At 59.5% G+C, this 22,993-nt stretch carries 21 protein-coding genes and 1 pseudogene; 9 read left to right on the forward strand and 13 right to left on the reverse strand.

Annotated features, from left to right (window positions below; genetic code table 11):
- Positions 1–21: 21 nt before the first annotated feature.
- The 9 genes from AFERRID_RS07195 to def form a co-directional block, all read right to left on the reverse strand.
- The gene (locus AFERRID_RS07195; protein ID WP_126604699.1) at positions 22–714 is read right to left on the reverse strand and encodes a c-type cytochrome; all 693 of its coding nucleotides are present in this window, start codon (positions 712–714) and stop codon (positions 22–24) included.
- 11 nt (positions 715–725) lie between these two features.
- Positions 726–2,192: a cytochrome C gene (locus AFERRID_RS07200; protein WP_113526413.1), complete on the reverse strand. Its 1,467-nt coding sequence runs from the start codon at positions 2,190–2,192 to the stop codon at positions 726–728.
- A 963-nt stretch (positions 2,193–3,155) separates the two neighbouring features.
- Positions 3,156–3,584 carry a hypothetical protein gene (locus AFERRID_RS07205; protein ID WP_126604700.1) on the reverse strand — a complete coding sequence of 143 codons (429 nt, stop codon included), beginning with the start codon at positions 3,582–3,584 and terminating at the stop codon, positions 3,156–3,158.
- Between the two features lie 267 nt (positions 3,585–3,851).
- The gene (locus AFERRID_RS07210) at positions 3,852–5,258 is read right to left on the reverse strand and encodes a sigma-54-dependent transcriptional regulator (RefSeq protein ID WP_126604701.1); all 1,407 of its coding nucleotides are present in this window, start codon (positions 5,256–5,258) and stop codon (positions 3,852–3,854) included.
- 21 nt (positions 5,259–5,279) lie between these two features.
- Positions 5,280–7,490 carry a sensor histidine kinase gene (locus tag AFERRID_RS07215; protein WP_126604702.1) on the reverse strand — a complete coding sequence of 737 codons (2,211 nt, stop codon included), beginning with the start codon at positions 7,488–7,490 and terminating at the stop codon, positions 5,280–5,282.
- Complete coding sequence (locus AFERRID_RS07220) at positions 7,463–8,062, reverse strand: DUF4390 domain-containing protein (RefSeq protein ID WP_126604703.1); 600 nt, start codon at positions 8,060–8,062, stop codon at positions 7,463–7,465. The genes AFERRID_RS07215 and AFERRID_RS07220 overlap by 28 nt, the downstream gene beginning before the upstream one ends.
- Positions 8,053–9,357, reverse strand: coding sequence for a 16S rRNA (cytosine(967)-C(5))-methyltransferase RsmB (gene rsmB / locus AFERRID_RS07225; RefSeq protein ID WP_126604704.1), 1,305 nt, complete (start codon positions 9,355–9,357; stop codon positions 8,053–8,055). Before rsmB ends, AFERRID_RS07220 begins: the two co-directional genes overlap by 10 nt.
- On the reverse strand, positions 9,354–10,295 hold the full coding sequence (gene fmt, locus AFERRID_RS07230) for a methionyl-tRNA formyltransferase (protein ID WP_126604705.1): 942 nt from the start codon (positions 10,293–10,295) through the stop codon (positions 9,354–9,356). Before fmt ends, rsmB begins: the two co-directional genes overlap by 4 nt.
- The gene (gene def, locus AFERRID_RS07235) at positions 10,292–10,792 is read right to left on the reverse strand and encodes a peptide deformylase (RefSeq protein ID WP_126604706.1); all 501 of its coding nucleotides are present in this window, start codon (positions 10,790–10,792) and stop codon (positions 10,292–10,294) included. The genes fmt and def overlap by 4 nt, the downstream gene beginning before the upstream one ends.
- Before the next feature lie 82 nt (positions 10,793–10,874).
- Here def and AFERRID_RS07240 point away from each other — a divergent pair, with 82 nt between their 5' ends.
- The 9 genes and pseudogenes from AFERRID_RS07240 (at position 10,875) to minE (ending at position 18,189) form a co-directional block, all read left to right on the forward strand.
- On the forward strand, positions 10,875–11,924 hold the full coding sequence (locus AFERRID_RS07240) for a LysM peptidoglycan-binding domain-containing protein (RefSeq protein WP_126604707.1): 1,050 nt from the start codon (positions 10,875–10,877) through the stop codon (positions 11,922–11,924).
- Positions 11,921–13,018 (forward strand): DNA-processing protein DprA, encoded by a 1,098-nt coding sequence (gene dprA / locus AFERRID_RS07245; protein WP_126604708.1) that lies wholly within the window; start codon positions 11,921–11,923, stop codon positions 13,016–13,018. The genes AFERRID_RS07240 and dprA overlap by 4 nt, the downstream gene beginning before the upstream one ends.
- A 9-nt stretch (positions 13,019–13,027) precedes the next feature.
- A complete protein-coding gene (locus AFERRID_RS07250; protein WP_113527365.1) occupies positions 13,028–13,465 on the forward strand; it encodes a DUF494 domain-containing protein in 438 nt (145 codons plus the stop codon).
- 3 nt (positions 13,466–13,468) lie between these two features.
- A pseudogene (gene topA, locus AFERRID_RS15570) lies at positions 13,469–15,087 on the forward strand (type I DNA topoisomerase); the annotation flags it as partial.
- A 3-nt stretch (positions 15,088–15,090) separates the two neighbouring features.
- The gene (locus AFERRID_RS15575) at positions 15,091–16,023 is read left to right on the forward strand and encodes a DNA topoisomerase family protein (RefSeq protein ID WP_232027946.1); all 933 of its coding nucleotides are present in this window, start codon (positions 15,091–15,093) and stop codon (positions 16,021–16,023) included.
- Complete coding sequence (fdxA, locus tag AFERRID_RS07260) at positions 16,020–16,346, forward strand: ferredoxin FdxA (RefSeq protein WP_113527363.1); 327 nt, start codon at positions 16,020–16,022, stop codon at positions 16,344–16,346. The genes AFERRID_RS15575 and fdxA overlap by 4 nt, the downstream gene beginning before the upstream one ends.
- 30 nt (positions 16,347–16,376) lie before the next feature.
- Entirely contained in the window at positions 16,377–17,108 is a 732-nt protein-coding gene (gene minC / locus AFERRID_RS07265; protein WP_113527362.1) for a septum site-determining protein MinC, read from the forward strand.
- 18 nt (positions 17,109–17,126) lie between these two features.
- Positions 17,127–17,936 carry a septum site-determining protein MinD gene (gene minD / locus AFERRID_RS07270; RefSeq protein ID WP_126604709.1) on the forward strand — a complete coding sequence of 270 codons (810 nt, stop codon included), beginning with the start codon at positions 17,127–17,129 and terminating at the stop codon, positions 17,934–17,936.
- A gap of 1 nt (position 17,937) precedes the next feature.
- Positions 17,938–18,189 carry a cell division topological specificity factor MinE gene (minE, locus tag AFERRID_RS07275; protein WP_113527360.1) on the forward strand — a complete coding sequence of 84 codons (252 nt, stop codon included), beginning with the start codon at positions 17,938–17,940 and terminating at the stop codon, positions 18,187–18,189.
- Positions 18,190–18,322: 133 nt separating this feature from the next.
- On the opposite strand, the gene AFERRID_RS07280 is transcribed toward minE, so the two are convergent.
- From AFERRID_RS07280 to AFERRID_RS07295, 4 genes are read right to left on the reverse strand one after another with little or no spacing between them, the layout of a single operon-like run.
- Positions 18,323–19,300, reverse strand: coding sequence for a tetratricopeptide repeat protein (locus AFERRID_RS07280; protein WP_172959350.1), 978 nt, complete (start codon positions 19,298–19,300; stop codon positions 18,323–18,325).
- Entirely contained in the window at positions 19,297–20,121 is an 825-nt protein-coding gene (locus AFERRID_RS07285) for an ExeA family protein (protein WP_126604711.1), read from the reverse strand. The genes AFERRID_RS07280 and AFERRID_RS07285 overlap by 4 nt, the downstream gene beginning before the upstream one ends.
- Positions 20,121–21,395, reverse strand: coding sequence for a pilus (MSHA type) biogenesis protein MshL (gene mshL, locus AFERRID_RS07290; protein WP_319025267.1), 1,275 nt, complete (start codon positions 21,393–21,395; stop codon positions 20,121–20,123). Before mshL ends, AFERRID_RS07285 begins: the two co-directional genes overlap by 1 nt.
- A gap of 19 nt (positions 21,396–21,414) precedes the next feature.
- On the reverse strand, positions 21,415–22,938 hold the full coding sequence (locus tag AFERRID_RS07295; protein WP_226833168.1) for a transposase: 1,524 nt from the start codon (positions 22,936–22,938) through the stop codon (positions 21,415–21,417).
- Between the last annotated feature and the right edge of the window lie 55 nt (positions 22,939–22,993).

The following is a 22,993-nucleotide window of genomic DNA, read 5'->3' on the forward strand; positions in this document are numbered from 1 at the left end:
TCTATTGACCAATTACAACGCTTACAGCGATGAAAGATAAGCCGCCACATCCTTCATCTGCGCCACGGTGATATTCTTCGCAATCTGGTTCATCAGGGTATTTACCCGTGTGCCGTTGTGGAAGTAGGTCAACTGCTGAATGATGTAGCCGTAACGCTGGCCCGCCAGCCGGGGGAACGGGCCCGCCCCTTGGCCATCCGATCCGTGGCATTCCATACAGGCAGGGATTTGTTCGTTGGTAACCCCTTGGTTGAATATGGCCTTTCCTTCTTTCGCACCGGCATGCTTGATGCCGCTGCTTTGCATCGGCGGCTTCTGGGCGTTGAAGTAATCTGCCAGCGCCGTGATTTTCGCACTGTCCAGCGCTTGCGCCACGGGCCACATGTAGATCTCGCCATTCTGATCCGCACGCGAGTGATCCTTATACGCTTTCAACTGCGCTTCCATATAACTCTTATGCTGTCCGGCCAGGCGGGGGACGATCGGATAGAGCGTGTCACGGCCCGTCATCCCGTGGCATACCATGCAATCACTGGAGACGCGGTATGGTGCCGGCGCGTCGGCGCTGCCGACTGCAGCACTCGCCTGCCCGGCCACCAGCAAGAGTGCGCTGAACAGAAGGAAGGTTCTCGACTGATACATCTTGCTATGTTGATAGGTCATCGTGTCGTTCTCTTTATTGCGCAACCGGTCTTGGCTTAAGTATGTCGTCATGGCATCGGCTCCTAGTATGATATCCAGGCCAGCAGTTCAAGGGTGTTATACGCAGACGCCCCATATCCAAGGTTGTTGGACGACGCCGAACCAACGCCATTGAACTTGTTGTATACGACATATCGCAAGGAGAAGCGGGTATTCCACCACGGCAGATAGGAAGCCTCTATCCATTCATTGCTGGTATCTGGAGAACCACTATTAGTGTATGTGGTAGTGTAGAGACCGGGGTTAGCGGACCCCCACACATTCCGGTATCCGCCCTGAATGCCGTAGTGGTCATGATACCAGTAGGTGGCGTTAACATTGAAGAAATTTAAGTTACCGGAGGAGTTCGAAGATATGATATTCCCCGCTCCAAATTGCTGCTGCTCGTTTACCCATGCGGCACGGATCGTCACGTTATTGTTGTCGTTGGTATCAAGCCATTGGAGCTGAGTATCTAAATCATAATCATCGAAGGTATCAATGGGGCCGCCTGCTTTGCTGATATTATTGAGAGGATTATTTAGGGTGTTATCGTACACGCTGGACCACATGCCAAAGGTGCCGACCTCCCAGTTCCAGTCACCCCAATCGTGCTGATAGGCAAGACGAACATAAGGAGCGCCCCCTGAAAGCCTGCCCTGGGGGCCAGCTGCAGTAAAACCGCCAACCGGGTTGACTTGGGTTCCTTGACCGTTGGTATAGACATCGGCGTCTGCGTACAGCCAGTTTGCCCGGTTTGGCCCAAAAATATCCGCCCCATAGACACCAACACCCGCTAATGGGTAACCCGCGCCCGCTGAACTTTCAATGAATGGCTGAGGTACGTGGCCCCAAGACGAATAATCCGAGGAGAAAAATGGTGCCTGCCAATCAGGTGTGGTATTCCACAAGTCCATAGCAGTCGGGGTATTGTTGACGTCTACGCCCGTAACCAAAAGATTGTTGGTGCCCAACTTCCATGGATGGGCCCAGACAATGCTGGAGTCGTCAAAACTAAATCCTCCGCCGCCGGTACCACTGCCGCCGCCCGAGTAGGTGATATGCAGAAACGAGCCGATATGCGGAGTGATTTCACCGGCATAGAACAAGCTCACCTGTTGTGGAAACTGAACATTATTGTTGGGAGAAGCATTCGCATTAGAGTTACCAGAACCAAACACCGCCTGCCCGCCACCAACATTGGTCGCCGAGGCCTGCAGGAAGATAGAAAATTGTGACACGCGGGATATGAGCAGACCGACGCTGTTCCCGAACTTGGCTTGGAGCTTCTGCTGCCGTTGCAGGTTTGTGGTCGTGAACCCGAGCAATTTGAACATTCTGCCCATGGGCGTCAACTGCGGGTAGGATGTGTGACAGGCGGCGCACGACCAACCGGTCTGGCGCGCAAAGGATGGCAGTGCCCAGGCACTGGAAGATAACGCCATTCCACCAACTGCTGCTAATGCTACGATCAACCTTTTCTTTTTAAAACCAACGGACGATGACACCATAACCCCCTCCATAGCGGTATGCGCTTTCAGGCATATTAGATAAACAAAATACGCTCATGCGCCCGGTCTTCCTGCCAGGCTGGTAACACCAAACCACAACAACGCGATGCCAATTAGCCTCGACCTTTAACCAATGTTGTTGCGTTGTTAACAATACCCACACGTTCTATTTAATACAAACCGCGATGCTTTGCAACATCTTTTTATGCGCTCATTAAAATGCATGGCTACCTCATCCATGCATCTCGCGATCGCCTCGATGGTCATAACTATAATGCTTTTATAATCAATATTTTGCGCATAGTTGCCAGAATATCGATCCAGTAAAATGCAATAAAGTAAATAACGAACATAAGAAAAGAATTATGTGCTAACGTTATTTTATCATGTTAACCATGCCGTTTAATTATAGGCCGTGATCACTAGAGGTCCAAAAATCGACATGCCAAGATCTCACCAAGCCAGGCACCCTCAGCACGAAGGTGATGGAAGGGGTATCTAAAGACGGGGGCATCCACTCTGAAGTGCTGCGCCCCAATCAAGAAGTAGGGGGTATGCTAGCGTCGGGCCGTAGTCTGAAACTGACTGCGCCGATAGATACGGTTGGTTGCAAACCTTGGTGCGTATCTTTGAATGCCCATGTGGTTTGAGTTCGTGGAATCGGATCTGACTTGCTGAGTACAGTCAAAGATATTGATGGTTTTGGATGCGCTGACGGTCACGTAGCGTGGGGGGCAAGGGGTAAACCCCCTCAAAGAGCTTGAACAAACGCACCCGTTGGGCGAGTGTCACTTTCCAACCAAGAAAGGACCCCGCCAGTGGGCTATAACCTTCTGCATGCTCCAAAAATACTTCAGTTTCCACTGAAGTCAAGCCGCTCCCGCTTTATCCGGTCGCGGAACTTTCGTTCTATGCTTCATGTAGAGGTCAGCAGTCAGATGTTATATAACCTATTATTTGTCATTACTTAATTACGTCAATTTTCTTGCCTTGGGATAGAGAAGTTAAATAGCTGACGAGCGCTACCATTTTCTTGCTGTCATAAGGCAGCGCTTTACCCAGAAGCGCGTTTTTGATACATGAGTTAACTTGCATGTCAAGGGTAATCACCCGACCAGCCCGCTTGTTATAATGGGGAAAGGTAGCCGCGGCGCCGATGAGGCTGGGTATGGATTTACCGTTTGGTAACATTCCTTCGCTACGTCCACCTCCACGATGACAGGTCATACAGGAATTACCGCGACTCCCCAGGGATGTTGAGGCAAAAAGCGTTGAGCCATACTTGATAGCGTTTTGCATTGCGCTTGTCGATGTTTCCGCCGAGGCGGTTACACACCAGAGCAAGGCGGATGTCGACAACAGGCTTACGATAAAACGTATTTTATACCCCATGAGTAAAACCTCCTTTTCAATTGGCAACCAACCGGTCTGGCTTTTGTCAGATAGTTACCGTCCCCATAATTTGACGGGGGCTCATTACCTACATTGGCGCGAAGCCTGACGCCAGCAGGGTGGAAGGCTCTTAGCAGTAAAAGTCCATGCTTCGGTATCCGGAGAACAAGCGCGCCGTCAACTTTTGAGAGTATAGACAACATTCGTCGTTGACGTGAGACCGGCAATATGGCGCCACCGAAGGGCGGCGTGTACCGCGCTTACTGATCACTCCTCCCCCTCATCCCCATCCTCGCCCGCCCGCCGCTCGCCCTTCAGGGCGATACTCAGGTTCTTCAGCTTGCGATAGAGATGCGTGCGCTCCAGCCCCACCACTTCCGCCGTCCGCGCGATATTCCACTCGTTACGCGCCAGATGATACTCCAGGAAGGCGCGCTCGAAGCGCTCCCGCGCGCGCTTCAGCGTACCGCCGAAATCTTCCCCGTCGAAATTGCTGTTGGCGAGGACGAGCCGATTATCCAGTCCCAGAGCACCCTCCACCTCTTCCGCGCTGATCTCCGGGCCTTCCGCCAGAATCAGCAGGCGTTCCACCAGGTTCTGCAATTCCCGGATATTGCCCGGCCACGGATAATGCCGCAGCACCTCCAGGGTTTCCGGAGCGAAACGGCGCGCCGCCAGACCATCGCGGGCGCCATAAAAGCGTACGAACTCTTCTATGAGCACCGGGATATCCACACTCCGCGCCGATAGCGGCGGCACCTTCAAGGGCAGGGCGCTGAGACGGTAGTAGAGATCGCTGCGAAATTGCCCGCTCTGCACCGCGTGCGCCAGATCCTGCGCGCTTCCGGCGATAACACGCACATCCACGGGCACGGGCGTCGTCCCACCCACCCGGATGATGCGCCGCTCCTGCAGGGCCGAGAACAGGCGCGCCTGGGTTTCCAGATCCATATCGGCAATTTCGTCGATGAAGAGCGTGCCGCCGTGGGCGACTTCCAGACGCCCGCGGGTCAGCTTGCCATGCTCCTCGCTGCCGAATAGTTCGACCGCCACATTGGGACGGGCGATGGCGGCGGCACGTAGATCCACGAAAGGCCCCTGTGCCCGTCGACTTTGTCGGTGCAGATAACGCGCGGCCACTTCCTTGCCGCTGCCCGGCTCGCCCAGCAGCAACGCCCAGGAATCCACCGCCGCCACCCGCTGCAACTGCTCGCGGAACTGGCGGATGGCCGGACTGTCGCCGCTCGGTCGCTCCACCCAACCCGCCTGCGCACGCAGATCCCGGTTCTCGCGCTGCAAGCGGCTGGATTCCAGGGCATGACTGACGGTAAGCAGGGTCTTGTCCAGCGACAGCGGCTTTTCAATGAAGTCATAGGCACCGAGCTTGGTCGCCTGCACCGCCGTTTCGATGGTGGCGTGCCCGGACATCATCACCACCGGCTGCTCCAGACCCGCTTCGGCCCAGCGCCGCAAGAGGCTGACGCCGTCCTCACCCGGCATCCAGATATCGAGGAGGACGAGGTCCGCCATCTGATCACGCAGTAGCACTTCGGCGGCTTCCGCACTACCGGCGGTATGCACGCTGTAGCCTTCGTCCTCCAGAATTTCTGCCAGGGTCGCGCAGATATCGGGTTCGTCATCCACCACCAGAATATTCAATCGTGCATCTTCCATGCCGCCTCCTGAACACCTGTCTCAACCTAACGGAAAATCAATAACGATGCGCGCACCGCCCCGCAAACCCTGATTATCGGCAATAATCTGCCCGCCGTGCTCCTCAACGATACGCCGGACGATAGCGAGACCCAGCCCCGAACCCTTCACCTTGCTGGTAACATAGGGCTCGAAAACCCGCGCCAGCAACTCGGCCGGGAAGCCTAGTCCGTCATCTGACACACTCAACTCTAGCATCTTTGTGGGGCTGGCGTCCGACAAGCGGGTGCGAATCAGGATATGCTTACCATCAGAAGATTCTACGCCACCCTGTAAGGCGTCAAGGGCATTGCGCAGAAGATTATTGAGGATTTGACGCAGGCGATGCACATCGGCCCGCAGGGGGGGTAGGCCCGCACCCAGCTCCGCCCGAATCTCCACCCCGCTCTCTTGCCCACGATACAGGTCGAGCACGTCCAGAATCAGCATGTTGAGATCGAGCGGGCGCAACTCCAGTTGCGGCTGCCGGGCATACTCCGAGAAGGCATCCACCATCACCTTGAGGGCATCCACCTGGTGGATGATGGTGCGGGTGGCACGATCCATGGTCTCCCCCTCATCGCCAAGGCGTTCCAGATATTTGCGCCGCAGCCGCTCGGCGGAGAGCTGAATGGGGGTGAGCGGGTTCTTGATCTCGTGGGCCAGACGCCGCGCCACTTCACTCCAGGCGGCGCTGCGCTGGGCGGCGACCAGCGTACTGATGTCGTCAAAAACCAGGACGAAACCCCGACTACCAGCGTCATCCGCAAAATGCGCGCCATGCACGATAATGGTCTGTGGCCCGTCGGAGCGCTCAATCTGCAACTCTTTCTGCATCCCGTTACGGGGGTGTTCCACCCAATCCGCCACCAGCTTCCATAGGGGCTCCAGCGCGGTACCGTCATGCAAGTCATCCAGAGCACTGCCTCTGAACAGATCCGCCTGAAGGATATGGGTCGCCGCCGCGTTGACTTCGGCCAAATGATTTTCGCCGTCAAAGGTCAGGATGCCGCTGGAAATCTGTCCGAGCACGGTCTCCAGATACAACCGCCGCTGCTCCGCCTGCTCCTGCGCCGCCGCCGCCTGCTGCTTGGCCCGCGCCAGTTGTCGGGTCATATTGTTGAACGAATGTATCAGGACACCCAGCTCGTCGTGACTTGCCACGGTCTGCAAGGGAATAAACTCGCCACGTGCCACCGCCTGGGTTCCCGCCGCCAGGCGCGCAATGGGCGCGGTCAGTCGTCGCGCCAGCAGCAGACCCATCCACACCGCCGACAGCACAGCCAGCAGCAAGGCCACCGCCAGGCTGAGCTGGAAGGCCGTTTTCATCGGTTCGCGCATCAGCATCAACTGGTGATACCGGGTATACGCCACCTGCACCGCCTCTGCGGCCCGGGTCAGTTGCTCGGGGATGGGTTGTTCCACATAAAGCATGCGGTTGCTTTCCCCCAGGTGTGGGCTCAGCACCGGGATCAGCACCTTTACCAGCAGGCCGCCCTTGGGTTCCGGCTCGATGGTGGCGGTCGGATGGCCCTCTTCCATGGCGAGAATTTCCCGGCGTGGCAAGCGTGGGGCCAGATTGAGGTTATCACTGCTGGTGGCGATGATCCGGTTGTCGCTGGAGAAGAGGGTTACGCTGCTGAGGCGATACTGATCGCGCAGGGCGATCACGGTGATTACGGCGCTGCTGTCCGACTCCCCCACCAGCGCCTGGGCAATGCTTTCCGCCGCCAGCAACGTGGAATTGCGGTAGCGATCAACCCCCGCCTTGGCCACATTCAGGGCCTGATCCAGCGCACTCTGCACAGCGCTGCTGAACCACGAGTCCACGCCCCGATTCAGATACTGCCAGGAAAAACCGAAAACGACGGCTGCCGGCAAAAAACTGAGCAGAGTGATGATGACCACCAGACGGGTGGCCAGTTGACTGCCCACCTCCCCGCGCCGCAGTCGCAATAGCAGCGCCACCACCGAGATCAGCACCAGGGAGAGCAGAAAGAGGACGATCCCCGCCGAAATCACCAGCATGGGCACAAAATAATGGCTCAGCGGCCCCCCGGCGCTGGTGAAAAAGTTGATCCCCAAAAAGGCCACAATGGCGAGCAGGAGCAGAACGGCGTCCCAGCGCAGTCCCACCCGCAGTTGCTCCCCGGTGGTTCCGGCGCTCAGGGCACGCAACCAGTTTTTCAACGGGGAAGGGGTACGACGGTCCATGGGGACTCCAGTTTCCAGTGGTCCAGCAAAGATCGCAAACGCAACGGCAGAGGTAAGGCCTGACTATCGACATACACTCGCATCGCCACCTGACCGCGCGCCGCACCGTGGGCCAGCGGGAGCACGAAGCTCCGCACCCGCGTCAGCGCCGTGGCGACCTCATTCCAGTGCGCATACAAGGTAAGCACGCCCTGCTGATCCTCGATGGCATATTGGTTTGTCAGAGGATAATAACGGATGTGCCAGCGCTGTTCCCGGCGTGCATGAACGCCGATACCCGGGATGAAGGAGAAGGGCTCGGGCTCCCGCCACTCCGCCTGCACAACCCAAGTCAGCGTCTGCCCCTGGTCGAGCACCTGCTGCAGGAGCGCTTCCTTGCCCAACTGCACGCTGGCGTCGATTTCAACAGCATTCGCATGGGGGATTACCTGCACACGTTCCACGTGAAACGCCGGACCAGCCGCTGCCAGCCCGGTTGCGCAAAAAATACCGCCTAGCCCGAGCAGTATGACGACCAACAGCCGCTGCCCGATTCTGCCGGTCGGTAAGCGCAACGTGCTGCTCAGGCGCACGCGTCCTTCTCCAGCAAGGCATAGTAAAAACCATCCATATCTCCCTGGCCGGGCAGGCGTTGTCCGGTCAGCGGATGCGCCGAGCGGCGCGCATCGGAATGCCGCTGAACAAAGGCGACGATCTGTTCTTCGTTCTCCTCGGGCAATACCGAGCAGGTGGCATAGAGCAACCGACCACCGGGGCGCAGACAAGGCCATAACCCTTCCAGCAGACGCGCCTGTTGCGCCACGGCTTCGGCCACATCTTCCGGTTGGCGGCGCAGACGAATATCGGGATGGCGGCGAATGACCCCGGTGCCGGTACAGGGTGCATCCAGGAGAATGGCGTCATAGGCCTCACCATTCCACCAGGTGGCGGTTTCCGCCGCATCGGCCGCCTGCAAATGCACCTCGCCGCCTTGTCTTTTCAGCGTTTCACGCACCCGGTTCAGGCGTTCCGCGGAGCGGTCCAGGGCATCCAGGCGCGTTGCCCCCAATGCCCACAGGTGAGCCGTCTTGCCGCCGGGCGCCGCACAGGCATCCAGAATTCGCTCCCCCTCCCGGGGCGCGAGAATGTGGGCCGCCATTTGTGCCGCGCCGTCCTGTACCGCCACCCAGCCGTCATCCCAGCCCGGCAGGGTCGCTACCGGCACACTGGCGGGCAGGCACAAGGCCGCCGCACTCCACGTCACGCCCTCGGCCTCACGGCACTGTTCTGCCAGCAACCGCCGATAGGCACCGGGGTCCACCCGCTGCGTATTCACTCGCAGCCAGAGGGGCGGCGCGCAGTTATTGGCTGCGGCAATGGCCGGCCAGTCCTGCGGATAGGCCGCGCGCAAGCGCGCCGCCAACCAGGCCGGATGCCCGAGATCGCGATCGACCAGCGCTGTATCCAAAACCTCACGCTCTCGCAGATAACGGCGCAGGACGGCATTCATCAGGCCGCGCGCCCACGGTTTTTTGACAGTCTCTGTCATCTCCACCCAGTCATTGACCACCGCAAAGGCGGGTCGTTGACCGTGGCGCAACTCAAAAAGGGCCAGACTGAGCAGAAAGCCCAGATCGGCATCCTCCTCGCGCCACGCCTTGCGCAGCAATTTTGCGGAAAGGGTCTGTACGGACAGAAATTCGCGCAGCGTGCCCAGCACCAACCATTGCAAGGTCGCCCGATCCGCACCGATCAACGAAACCGGCAGCAGCGCGGCATCCACCGTCTGCCCGCTATCCACGCCGCGCAATACGGCAATGGCGGCCTTGCGCACGGCCCCACCCGATGTACTTTTTGCCCTTTCAATCCCTGTTCGCACTTCCTTCATCCCAGGACTTCACCGACCTGCGGGCGATAACCGCGGGCGAAATCACTGCCACTGAGCACTCCCTTGCCTGCAGGCTGAACCGCCAGCAACTGCAATCGATCCTCACCACAGGTCACCACCACCCCGTCCTTTTCCACGGCGCTGATGCTGCCGGGCGCCTGACCACCTCCCGCGCCCAGCACCCGCGTCTGCCAGACCCGCAGGCCCTTGTCGCGAAAAAGCGTGTGGGCGACCGGACTGGGATTGAACGCCCGCACCAGGCGCTCCAGCGTCGTTGCGGGAAGCCGCCAGTCGAGCAGCGCCTCCTCCTTCTTCAGCTTGCGGGCATAGGTCACCAGCGCGGGGTTCTGAGGTACGGGTTTGAGCCGCTCCGCCCAGAGATCGTCCAGGACGTGACGCAAAGCCTTGCCACCCAACCGTGCCAAACGATCGTGCAGGCTGGCGGCCGTATCGTCAGCTGCGATGGGCACGCGCTCCTCCCATAGCACCGGGCCGGAGTCGAGCCCGGCCTCCATCTGCATGATGGCGACACCGCTTTCTTTATCGCCCGCCGCGATCGCCCGGGCGATAGGCGCCGCGCCGCGCCAGGCCGGCAGAAGGCTGGCATGCACGTTGATGGCACCGCGCGCCGGCAGGGCCAGTATCGCTTGGGGAAGAATCTGACCGTAGGCCACGACAATCAGCAGATCCGGCGCCAGGCTCCTGAGCAATTCCAGGGCCTCACCGGTTTTACAGGATTCCGGCTGAAAAACAGGAATGCCCGCAGCCAGGGCCTCCTGCTTGACCGGGCTGGCTTGCAACGCCCGCCCTCGGCCCGCCGGGCGATCCGGCTGTGTAAACACCCCGACGATGGCTTCCGGTCCTTGCCGCAGTCCGGCGAGGGTGATGCGTGCGAACTCCGGTGTCCCGGCAAAAACAATGCGATGTTTTTCAGTCACCGAGCCGCACCCTTTTTTTCCGCCTTACGGCGAATCAGATGTTGCTTGAGGCGGGACAGATGATCGACGAACAGGGTGCCATCGAGATGGTCGATCTCATGCTGCAGGCAAACCGCCAGCAGACCGTCAGCCTCCAATTCAACGGTTTTGCCCTGTACCGTGGTGGCGCGTACCGTCACCTTTTCGGCGCGGCGCACCGTTTCCAGCACCCCCGGCACCGACAGACAACCTTCCTTCATCTCTTCCTCACCCGTGCGCGCAATGATTTCCGGATTCAGCAACGTCAACAGATCGTTGCGATTTTCCGAAACATCCACGACAATCAGCCGGTGGCCAGCGGCCACCTGTGGCGCGGCCAGACCGATGCCCGGGGCATCATACATGGTCTCCGCCATATCGTCGGCAAGCTGCTGAATCTGTTTGTCCACCCTGGCTATGGGCCGAGCCACGTCCTTGAGGCGGGCGTCAGGAAACTCCAGTATCTTCAAAAGGGGCATTTCGTCACCAATGATTGCAATCCGGCAAAAATCGTATCTTGAACTAATACTATGCCCTGCGGAAGTCCGGCGGAGATCATTCATGCAGAAGAACATCTGGCGCAACACCCTATTTTGTCTCGGCCTCGGCGCCATGGCCCCGGTAATGGCGCAGGCTGCGCCGTCCGGCACACTGTTGCACAGTGCGCACAGCTACACCGTCAAACGCGGAGATACCCTCTGGGGCATTGCCGCACATTTTCTCAAAAACCCTTGGGAATGGCCGCGGCTATGGCACCGGAATACCTACATCAAAAACCCCAACCTGATTTATCCGGGCGACCGCATTGTGATCACCCGCGGGGCGGGCGGCCAGCCGGAACTCCGTGTGATCGCACTGCATCCCCGGATGACCACAGAGCCCCTGCCCACGGTCGCACGCGGCGAGGTCATGCCTTTTCTCGGCAGCCCCGGTGTCATCGCCAGCAAGAAGGCTTACGACCAACTGCCTTATCTTGCCGCCAGCACCAGTGAGCATATCGTCTATGCGGTCGGCGACAAACTCTATGCCTCCGGTCTGGCACATGCGCCCGTTGGCGCCCATTACCAGATTGTCGCCCTCGGGCCGGAGCTCTATCGTCCCGGCCGCAAAAATGCCGTCGGTTATGCGCTCCGCGATCTGGGCAGCGCCGTCGTGCGTCGCAACGGCGCCCACGCCGCTATGGAAATCACCAACGCCCTGAAGGAAATTTCTCTGGGCGACCGCCTGATACCCACCACGAAGAGCGTTGTACCCCACTACTTCCCCAGCGCCCCCTCCCACCCGGTGAAGGCGCAGATCATCGCCAAGATGAGTGACTATCCCGAACTCATGACGGGTCAGGTGGTTATCGTGGATCAGGGCCGGGAAGACGGTCTGCGCGACGGCAATGTACTGCAGATTGAAAGGGCCGCGGAAACGACGAAAAATGCCGTGACCGGCAACGCCTTCGCCCTGCCACCCCAGAAGGTGGGCAGTGTGATGCTGTTCCGGGTCTTTCCCACCGTCTCCTACGCGGTGATTACCACGTCGACGCGTGGCATCCGGGTAGGTGACCATCTGGCCAGTCCGAGTCCCGTAACGGCCAGCGACAGCTTCGCAGGGAACGGATGACCGACCGGGCCTGGCTCGCCCTCGGTCGGATCCCCGGCCTCGGCCCGATCCGCCAACGTGCCCTTCTGGAGCGCTTTGGTGCGGTAGATCGCTGTTTTCAAACCGGTGCCAGTGCCCTGCAGGGCCTTGGTTTGCAGGCGGCGCAAATCGCCGCTCTGCAGAAGGCACCCGAGGACGTTCTCACGCCCGCGGACCGGCGCTGGCTGGAAAGTCCCGATACCGACCTCTGTCGCTGGACGGACAGCGACTACCCGCCTTTGCTACGCCATATCTCCGACCCGCCCCTGCTGCTCTACTTACGCGGACAGCGCGCCTGCCTGAACCAGGCCATGCTGGCGATCGTCGGCAGCCGCAGCCCCACCGCGAGCGGCGTCGCGACGGCCGAAGCCTTTGCTAGAAATCTGGGCGGGGCGGGCCTGATCATCAGCAGCGGTCTGGCCCTCGGCATCGATGCCGCCGCCCATCGCGGCGCGCTGGACAGCGGCACCGTCGCCGTGCTCGGTACCGGCGCCGATCTCATCTACCCGCGCAACCACCTGCAGCTTGCCCGCCAGATTGCCGGGCAGGGCCTCATCCTCAGCGAACAGCCCCCCGATACCGGCCCGCGCAGTGGCCTCTTCCCCCGCCGCAACCGCATCATCAGCGGCCTCAGCCTGGGTGTACTGGTGGTCGAAGCCGCTGAGGGCAGCGGCTCACTGATTACCGCCCGGCTGGCGATGGAGCAGGGCCGCGAAGTTTTTGCCATCCCCGGCTCCATCCATTCGCCGCTGTCGCGCGGCCCGCACCGCCTCATCCGCGACGGCTCCAAACTGGTCGAGAGTGCCGAGGACGTGCTCAGCGAACTCGGTCCCCTGTACGCCGTGTTGCGGGACGGTCAGGCGATCGCACCCGCCGCAGACTGGCAGCCCGAAGATCCGGTCCAGGCCAGAGTCTGGGCTGCCATGGAGTTTGACCCCCTCGCCCCGGAACAAATCGCCAACCGCTGCGGATTGACGCTGACCGAGCTTTCGGCCATCCTCTTGGACATGGAATTACAAGGTTACCTCGCGGCCTGTCCTGGCGGCCGTTTCTGTCGCCTCCCACCTGCTTCCTAGGGCCAAGGTATGGAAGACGTCATAGACATCATCAGTTATTTGCTCGACCATCTCGACGACGATGACGACGACATGGTTGAAGACCATTTGCGCGCCGTAGGTTTTGCCGATGGCGATATTCAGCGTGCCCTCGACTGGATGGAAGGCTTTGCGGTAGAGGAACAAGAGGCGACCAGCGCCCGCTCACTGCGCGCCTACCATCCCTACGAACTGCAAAATCTTTCGGTGGCCGCCCGCGGGCAGTTACACGACTGGGAGCGGCTTGGCGTCATCAACGGCGCCATGCGTGAACGCATCATCGATCGCTTGCTCGCCCTGGAACTGGACGACACCGATCTCGAAACCCTCGACTGGGTGACCTTCATGGTGATGGCCAACGACCCCGGTCCCGAGGCCTTCTGGGTCGATGCCCTGCTGGGCGACAACGGCGCACGGATTCTCCACTAACCTATGGCACACCAGCTCGTTATCGTAGAATCACCGGCAAAAGCCAAGACCATCCAGAAATATCTGGGGGATGATTTTCAGGTGCTTGCGTCCTACGGCCACGTCCGTGATCTGCAGCCCAAAGAGGGCGCTGTGGACACGGAGCGTGATTTCGCCATGCGCTATACCGCCATCGAGCGCAACGAGCGCCATGTGGATGCCATTGCCAAGGCCCTGCGCGGAGCCGATAAACTTTGGCTCGCCACCGATCCGGATCGCGAAGGCGAGGCCATCTCCTGGCACCTGGTGGAGCTCTTGCGCGAACGCCACCTGCTCGGTGACAAGCCGACGCAACGCGTGGTCTTTCATGAAATTACCAAAAAAGCCGTGCAGGAGGCCATTGCCCATCCCCGCGAAATCGCCATGGATCTGGTCAACGCCCAGCAGGCGCGCCGTGCCCTCGATTATCTGGTAGGCTTCAACCTGTCACCGCTGCTCTGGCGCAAGGTGCGTCCGGGGCTCTCCGCGGGACGGGTACAAAGCGCCGCCCTGCGCCTGATCTGTGAGCGCGAAAACGAGATCGAGGCCTTCGTCAGCCGCGAATACTGGACCATCGCCAGCCGCCTGCAACACGCGGGCAGCACGTTCACCGCCCGCCTGACCCATTGGCAGAATAAAAAGCTCGAACAGTTCGACATCGCCGACGGTGACCAGGCCCAGGCCATTCGTAGCGGCATGGAAGACGACCTCGGTCACCAGGCACTGCGGGTCCGGGAAGTGGAGCGCAAAAGCCGGCAACGCCAGCCGGCCGCGCCCTTCACCACCTCCACCCTGCAGCAGGAAGCGTCGCGCAAGCTTGGCTTCAACGCCAGCCGGACCATGCGCGTTGCCCAACAGCTTTATGAGGGCATCAATATCGGCAACGAGACCGTGGGCCTCATCAGCTATATGCGTACCGATGCCGTCAATCTTGCCGAAGAGGCCATTGCCTCGATCCGTACTTTTATCGATGGCTACTACGGCAGCGAATTCGTCCCCGAGACGCCGCGCCGCTACAAGACCAAAACCAAGAACGCCCAGGAAGCGCACGAAGCCATCCGTCCTACGGACATCGCGCGCACCCCGGAATCCCTCCAGGGGGTGCTGGAACGCGATCTCTGGCGCCTGTACGAGCTGGTCTGGAAGCGCAGCATCGCCTGCCAGATGGCGCCCGCGCGCCTCGACCTCGTCGCCGTGGATATGGATGCCGGGACACACTGGACCCTGCGCGCCAACGGCTCCATGGTGACCTTCCCCGGCTTCATGGCCGTCTATCAGGAAGGTAAGGACGACGGCGACGAGGATGAGAACAACCGCATCCTGCCGCCCCTCGATGTCGGCGATGAACCCCAGGTACTCGGCGTCGATCCCGAACAGCACTTTACCGAGCCCCCCCTCGTTACAGCGATGCCACCCTGGTCAAAACCCTGGAAGCCCACGGCATCGGCCGGCCATCCACCTACGCCAGCATCATTCAGACTCTGCAGAACCGCGAATACGTCGCCGTCGAGCAGCGCCGATTCCATCCCACCGACCTCGGCCGGGTAGTCGGCCGGTTCCTGACCAACCACTTTGAACGATATGTGGACTACGGCTTCACCGCCAGCATGGAAGATGAACTGGACGCCGTCTCCCGCGGCGAAAAGCAATGGCAACCCGTCCTCAGCGCGTTCTGGAGCCCCTTCCGCGCGCTGCTCGACGAAAAAGCCAACGTCAGCCGCGCCGAAGCGACCAGCGAGGCGCTGGAGGAAGCCTGCCCGCAATGTGGCAAGCCCTTATTCCTGCGCCTCGGACGCCATGGGCGTTTCGTGGCCTGTTCCGGTTATCCCGAATGCAACTATACCCGTCCGGTAGACGGGCCGCGCGAACCAGCCGAACCCGTAGGCCGCGATTGCCCCGATTGTGGCAAGCCGTTGGTGTACAAAACCGGGCGTTATGGCCGTTTCATCTCCTGCAGCGGCTATCCGGAGTGTAAACATATCGAACCACTGACCCAGCCCAAGTCATCGGGCGTCACCTGCCCTCAGTGCGGTGAGGGCGAACTGGTCGAAAAACGCAGCCGCTACGGCAAGGTTTTTTATTCCTGCAATACCTACCCCAAATGCACTTACGCCGTCTGGGGACCACCGGTGGCGCGGCCTTGTCCGCGTTGCGGCTGGCCCATCATGATCGAGAAAAGCGGCAAGCGCCTCGGTGAACAACTCGCCTGCCCGCAGAGCGAATGTGCTTTCCACTTCCCGGTGAACGCCAGCGACGCGGAAATCGCCGCCATGCTGCCCGACTACACCCCGCCGCCGCCCCGCGAAAAGCGCGCACCCCCGGCCAAGAGGGCCGCGCGCGCCCGCAAAACGACAGCGAAAACGGCCAAAAAACCGGCCACGGAAGCCACGGCGGCTGCCGCCAAAAAACCGGCGAAAGCCAAAACGACGACCGCCGCGGCAAAAAAGCCCGCAGCTTCCAAACGCAAGGCCCCGTCAGCCGGCGAAGGCAAGACGCCCCCATCCCGTAAACGCGCCGCGAAAAGTGTTAGCGATTCATGACCTACGTCGTTACCGAAAACTGTATCCAGTGTAAATATACCGATTGCGCGGAGGTCTGCCCGGTGGAGTGCTTCCACGAAGGGCCGAATTTCCTCGTCATTGATCCCGTGGAGTGTATAGACTGTGCTGCCTGCGTGCCCGAGTGCCCGGCCGACGCGATCTTCGCAGACGACGAGGTGCCGGCCGATCAGCGGGACTTTACCGCCATCAATGCGGAGCTTGCCCGAGACTGGCCCGTCATTCTCCGTAAAAAAGCCGCTTTGCCGGATGCGGAAACCTGGAATGGCAAGGGCGGCAAGCGCCCTTTGCTGCGACGCTCATGAAGCGGTGCGCGGCGATGTTTCACGTGAAACATGGCTAACCCCCGCTCCCCCGGCACAGAATCCAGCGCACCCTTACGCGTGGCCGGGGGCGTTTTCACCCTCTCCATCCTCCATCTGGAAAGCAATGATCCACAGCAGCTCGCCCAACGCATCGCCGAAGAGTATCGGCGCCACCCAGCGGCCGCCGATTTCCATCGCCATGCGCCGGTGGTCCTGGATCTGAGTGCCATCCCCGAAGAAGCGCCTTTGGCTTTGCCTGAAATCCTGGAGGTATTGCGCGCCGCCAACTGGTTCCCGGTCGGTTTGCGTAATGCCGCGCCCGGCCACCAGGCGCTGGCGCGAGCACTGCACCTTCCTGTTTTACGGGGCCAGGAGCGTAACGCCGCCCCGCAGCCGGAGACACTCCCACCAGCGCAGCCCGTCCCCGCAAGTCCGGGTAGCCTGATTATTGATCACCCGATACGCAGTGGCCAACGCAGCTATGCCCGTGGTGGCGATCTCGTCTGTCTTGCTGCCGTCAACGCCGGCGCCGAAATCATGGCCGACGGCAACATCCATGTATACGGCCCTTTACGTGGCCGCGCCCTTGCCGGGGTCAACGGGCAGGAGACGGCGCGAATTTTTTGCATGAGCCTGGAGGCGGAACTGGTTTCCGTCGCGGGTCTCTACCGGACGCTGGAACCTGGTTATCCCCTCTGGGGCAAAGCGGCACAGATTTACAGCCGCGACGAGCAATTGCATATTACGGCTTTATACATATAAGTCTTGGAGAAAAGCACCGTGGCCAAAATCATTGTCATCACTTCTGGAAAGGGTGGGGTCGGCAAAACCACTACTAGTGCCGCCTTTGCCAGCGGCCTCGCCCTACGTGGCTATCGTACCGTCGTCATCGACTTCGACGTGGGTCTGCGCAACCTCGACCTGATCATGGGCTGCGAGCGACGGGTCGTGTACGACCTCATCAATGTCATCCAGGGTGAGGCCAAATTGCAGCAGGCGCTCATCAAGGATAAGCGCTGTGAAAACCTCTACGTGCTGCCCACTTCCCAAACCCGCGACAAAGACGCCCTGACCACCGAAGGGGTAACGGCGGTCATGGATGAACTGCGCAAAGAATTCGATTATATCGTTTGCGATTCACCGGCGGGGATCGAGTCGGGTGCGCTCATGGCGCTCTACCATGCCGACGAAGCCATTGTGGTCACCAATCCGGAAGTCTCCTCCGTCCGCGATTCCGATCGTATTCTCGGCATTCTTGCGGCCCGCTCGCGGCGGGCGGAACTGGGGGAGGAACCGGTGAAAGAGCATCTCCTCCTCACCCGTTACTCCCCCAAGCGCGTCGAGGATGGGGAAATGCTTTCCCTGGGCGACGTGAAGGAGCTGCTACGCACCCCCCTGCTGGGCGTGATTCCCGAATCCGAAGTGATCCTCCAGGCCTCCAATCAGGGCATACCCGCCATTCACATGGAAAACAGCGACGTGGCGGAAGCCTATAAGGACGTCGTCGCCCGCTTCCTTGGCGAAGAGCGTCCTCTGCGCTTTATTCAGCCGGTCAAGGTGGGTTTCTTCAAACGACTCTTTGGAGGCTGACATGTCCTTTCTCGATTACTTCCTCGGCTCCCGCAAGAAAACTGCCCATGTCGCGAAGGATCGCCTGAAACTGATCCTCGCCCACGAGCGGGATGCCGACGGCCCCGACTTTCTGCCGGCATTGCAGGAAGAACTCCTGGCGGTGATCGCCAAATATATCCCGGTGGACAAGGAAAATATCAAGGTGAGCATGGAGCGGCGGGGGGATTTTGAAGTGCTGGAATTGAACGTTCTTTTCCCGGATCAGCACTGAGCACTGAAGAAGCCCGAGAAAGCGGCGGACGCGGGCACTAAAACAACCGTTCCATGACAAAACCGTGTAGACACATGGAGCACAAACCAAAAACCCGTTGTGACCGCGTGGGTGGCGCTTAACATTAGACGGATCAATGCAAAGTATCTAACAGCGTGCGCAGATAGCCAGCCAGGGGGCTGGTGGGTTGGGTGCTTGCCAGCGCCTCTTCCAGATAGGGGCGCGCGGCGTTGTTCCCTGCCAGTGCCAGAGTGATGCCCATGCCGGTTTTCCAGCGCAGGCTGTCTGGCGCGAGGGTCAGCGCGCGGGCATAGGCGTTCTCGGCAAGGGGTAAGTCGCCCTGTTGCTGGGCCAGGGTTCCCAGCATGCCAAAATAATCCGCATTATCGGTGGGCGCCGGCTGTAGGTCGCGTAATAAAGACAGAGCTTGCGCCGGTTGTTGTTGGGCCGCCAGCAAACGGGCTTCCAGCAGGGTTAAAGACACATTATTAGGTGATCTACGGAGGCTCTGGCGCAACAATTCCAGGGCTTCCGCCGTTTCTCCGCGTTGCCAGAGACGTTCCGCCAATCGCAATTTTTCGTCTTCCCAGACGATACTGTCAGAAATGGCGTCAGACCGGGCAACTTGGTGCTGGGGCCGGGTAAGCGGAACTCGATTACCGGAAAGCACCTTGGCAGCCCGGGTATACCGCTTCGGAATGGCAAATTCCGGCGTGCGATCTAACGCTGGAGACAATGCCTCGCGCTGGATGGGGTGGTGATACTCCGTGCGGGATGGGGCATGCAATAGAGCGCCCGCCGGCAGAGCGCTGCTCCGGGTTGGCGCCATTGTCTGGTCGCGGGGAGCGGCGGCCGTCGGCACCACCGCCACAGGCGCGGGCATGGTCCTGACCGGAGCTTTCCGCACCACGGTTTCCGAGGAGGCGGGTAAATAAAACCACCAGAAAACCGCGCTGACCGCCAGAAAACCGCCCCCCAACAAGAGGAGCACTCCCAGGCGTGGCCGGATTCCGGAGCGGCGAGGCAGGAGGGCCACCGGCATCTCGGGTCCGGCGCTTTTTCGGGTTTGCCGACGGTCGAGATCGCTTAGCACATCGTGAATCAAGCTCATATAGGCCACCATGCGCGTCGCGCCTGTGGCGTATCTGCGATGGCCCGCAGCATCTCTCGCCGCCCTACACGATGGCGACCGGACCCGTAGGTCGCCAGCAATGCTTTATGGGCCAGCAGGTTAAGCAGGCGCGGAGTGCCACCACTGCTGCGCTGGAGCAGGCGCAAGGCGTTACTCTGAAACAACGGTCCGCCGGTATAGCCCGCGTGGCGCAGCCGATGCTCCAGATAGGCCCTGGTTTCTTCACTGCTGAGGGGAAGGAGCTGATGATGAAAGCCAATCCGCTGACGCAACTGCCGCATTTGTGGCTGTTGCAGACGAATATCCAGCTCTGGCTGGCCAAACAAAATGATTTGTATCAATTTGCGTTTTTCGGTTTCGAGGTTGGAGAGCAAGCGAATACTTTCCAATGCAGCGTACGACAAGGTCTGCGCCTCGTCCACCAGCAGCACCACCCGATGCCCTTCGTCCGCCGCCTGCAATAAGCTGCGATGAATGGCCTCCAGCGGCTCCTGGGTGACGTCCAGTTCCTGACCACCGAGATCAGCGGCAATGGCACGAAGCAGTATCGTCGGTGGTTGTTGGGGATTGAGCACGTAAGCGGTACGGAAACGCGCATCCATGCGATGGAGAAGGGTGCGGCACAAGGTGGTTTTACCCGTTCCGACCTCGCCCGTGATTTTGACAAAACCTTCGCCGTTGTCCAGAGCAAAGTGCAGCAAGGAAAGAGCCGCTCGACGATTTTCATCGGCGAAAAAGAACTCCGTGTCCGGTGTCAGACTGAACGGATATTCGCGCAAGCCGAAGAATGCCAGATACATCAGCGATTTGAACCTTTTGATCGGTCAGGCAACACCGCCGTGTTGAAATTCAGATCGTTTTTCGACAGATCGGTACGGGCTTGGTGGATTTGTTGCTGCCAAACACCACGCTTATTCACCACGATCGGCTTGATGAGCACCACCAGTTCGCTCTTGATGGAAGTTTGTTGCGTGCTCTTGAAGAGATAGCCCAAATAAGGAATATCCTCCAACAGCGGAATGCCCGAATGTGTATCGTGTTCGTCGGTTTTCATCAGACCGCCGATGACGATGACCTGTCCGCTTGTGGCGCGTACCACGGTATCGACTTCACGCACCGAGGAACTGGCCAGAGGCAGATTGTAACTTTGACTTCCGACTGTAAACGCCTGAGCCTGAGTAGTCACACTGGTCACCGAAGGGTGCACATAAAGCGTCACCATACCGTCCCCGCTAATGGACGGAGTGACATCGAGGGCGACACCGGAAAACAGTGGAGAAAGCACAGGGGTTGCCTGATTGATGATGGTGCTGCCGATGGCCCCGGAGCTCGTTCCGGAATTGGTCTGAACATTGGTTACATAAATATTGTCCGTGCCCACCTTGATAACCGCCGTCTGGTTGTTGAGTGTGGCTACCCGCGGACTGGACAGCACCTTGACCTTGCCCTGGGTGCCGAGGGCCTCCAGGATGGTGTTGAAGCCTTTGCCGCCGCTAATGACGGCATTGAAAACACCACCGAAGGGTTGCACCGTATTCATGATGGGCAACAGACCCGGCGCCAATTGGCCAATGTTGGCCGCTGTCCCGCTACTGGTAACCGTACCCTGGGTGGGAGCATAACCATTGGGATTGAAATTGCCGTTAGAGCTGCTGGGCGCGAGCTGGTTGATCTGGGCATTGCCGGTCACGGCACTCCAGTTGATTCCCGCCTGAAAGCCCTTGGAGAGCTGTACCTCCAGGATCTTTGCCTCCAGGATCACCTGCCGTTCCAGACCGTTGGTGAGGCGATGCAAAAATGCGCGCACCTCTCGTTGGCGGTCAGGCATGGCGCGCACCGCAATCACCCCGGATAAGGGATTGACGATGATCCGGCCGTTCTTGCCGATGATCATCTCCAGAGAGGGTCCCAGAGTTTTCCAGAAGTCGGAACTGCTATCGGTTTTTACCTCGGCCGAAGGTTTGGTCTGGCCGAAGGCCTGGCCTTGCCCGATCATGCCACCATTGCTGCTATTCCCGCTCAGTTCCGTACCCGCAACCGTCAGTTGCGATTTGGCACTGCGGGCGATATCCAGATAATCCTAAAAAAAGCAGTTAAGGTCCGGCAAGTGCCGGAAAAGTCCCCGGCGGTGACCATGGTGATCGCGTAATTTGCGCAACGATGTAGCTCACGAGGAGGTCCCAGGGCTGGTGTTCCAGGAACTGCTCCGCAGTCTCCCGAACTATCCGCAACCCTCTACGGATATTCTCAATTCCGCGCTCCACCTTTTTCTGCGCGGCATGCATGGGTGTCAGAAAAAGATGAATCTGTCCAGCGTGTTTGGTGCTGCGACCTATAGCGGAGAGCAGCAATGGACGACTGGTGATGGCTTCTCTCCGTGACCCCGGAAAAGCCAGTCGGGAATACCAGCTCCACCAGTTGTAGACCAGCCCCACGGCACGCGCGGAGAGCCGACAACGGGCCAGATCACGAGTGGTGTACCCGCCCCATCCCCACTGGTTCTTGAGTTCGTCAAAACCGTTCTCCGCATCGGCCCGGTCGCGGTACAACTGCGCGATACTCAGAATGCCTTCTTGGATATCCGTCACCAGTACGGCGTATTCGTAGACCTTGGTCTGGCGACGGTCCACGAAAGCAAATTCCAGCTGGCCTTGATGTTCCTGGGTGGCGATTAGATGGTCTTTGAGTAGGCGACGGAGAATGACTACCCGGCGGCTCTGCTGCCACCCGGCCAGTTGAATCGTGTCTTCGCGGCCTTCCCAGCCTTGTCCTGCATCCGCCCAGTCACGGCGGGTAAATTCCCGCTGTAACAGGCGCTTGACCCGGGGCGATTGACGCAATTTGAAGAGATAGGACTGCTGCCGCGCTTCCATCTCGCGGATAACCGCATCATTGCCAAAGCCACAGTCGCCACGGACCAGATAAGGACGCTGTTCGGCACTCAGGGTGTCCAGTACGCGGTTCAGCCCCGGTTGGGCATGGTTGGAGGCCGTGGTGTTGCCGGCTGTCACTTCTACATCCAGCAATAGCCGCAGATTACCGACCCAGTACGCATGATAGGCATGGGATGGACGCCCCGGTTTGTGCGGATTGTAGCCTACTTCAGCCCCTTGCTGATGCCCGAATAACGTTTTGATGGTGGTGTCGATATCAAGAATCCAAGGCGTGTCACAGGCTGCCTTTGCGCTTTTGAACAAGTGCTTGCGCATCCATTCGGTGCCTTCGCCTTCGGGGATTTTACCCAGCGCCCGGCGCAGGGCGTCTTCGCTGACGATCTTGCTCATCCCCAGAATCTGCGGACTGACACCATCACTGCGTAATCCAGTGACATGTGCATAGCGTCGGTGACCCGCCAGTATGGAGAGATCCCAAGTGCCCAATACATCGCGCTTCTTGGGTGCGTTGGGGCTGTTATAGATCAAGGGACATTCTTCTACCCAAGCATCAAACAAACCACTGACTTTCTGAAACTCGGCAAAGAACACCAACTGGCCAAAGGGAGTGGCTGCCGATTCCTTATCCCAGGATACCTGAACACGACCGCCCATCGTATCCACAATCATGCTCTGTATAGCCTCAGGAATGGGCTTTTGGGGCCGCTTAGTGCGTTCACCCATTGGGTGAGCCTCCAACACAGGGGAAAAATCAATCCTATCAGAGGAATCCTGCCAA

This window comes from Acidithiobacillus ferridurans, assembly GCF_003966655.1.
Taxonomy (GTDB): domain Bacteria; phylum Pseudomonadota; class Gammaproteobacteria; order Acidithiobacillales; family Acidithiobacillaceae; genus Acidithiobacillus; species Acidithiobacillus ferridurans.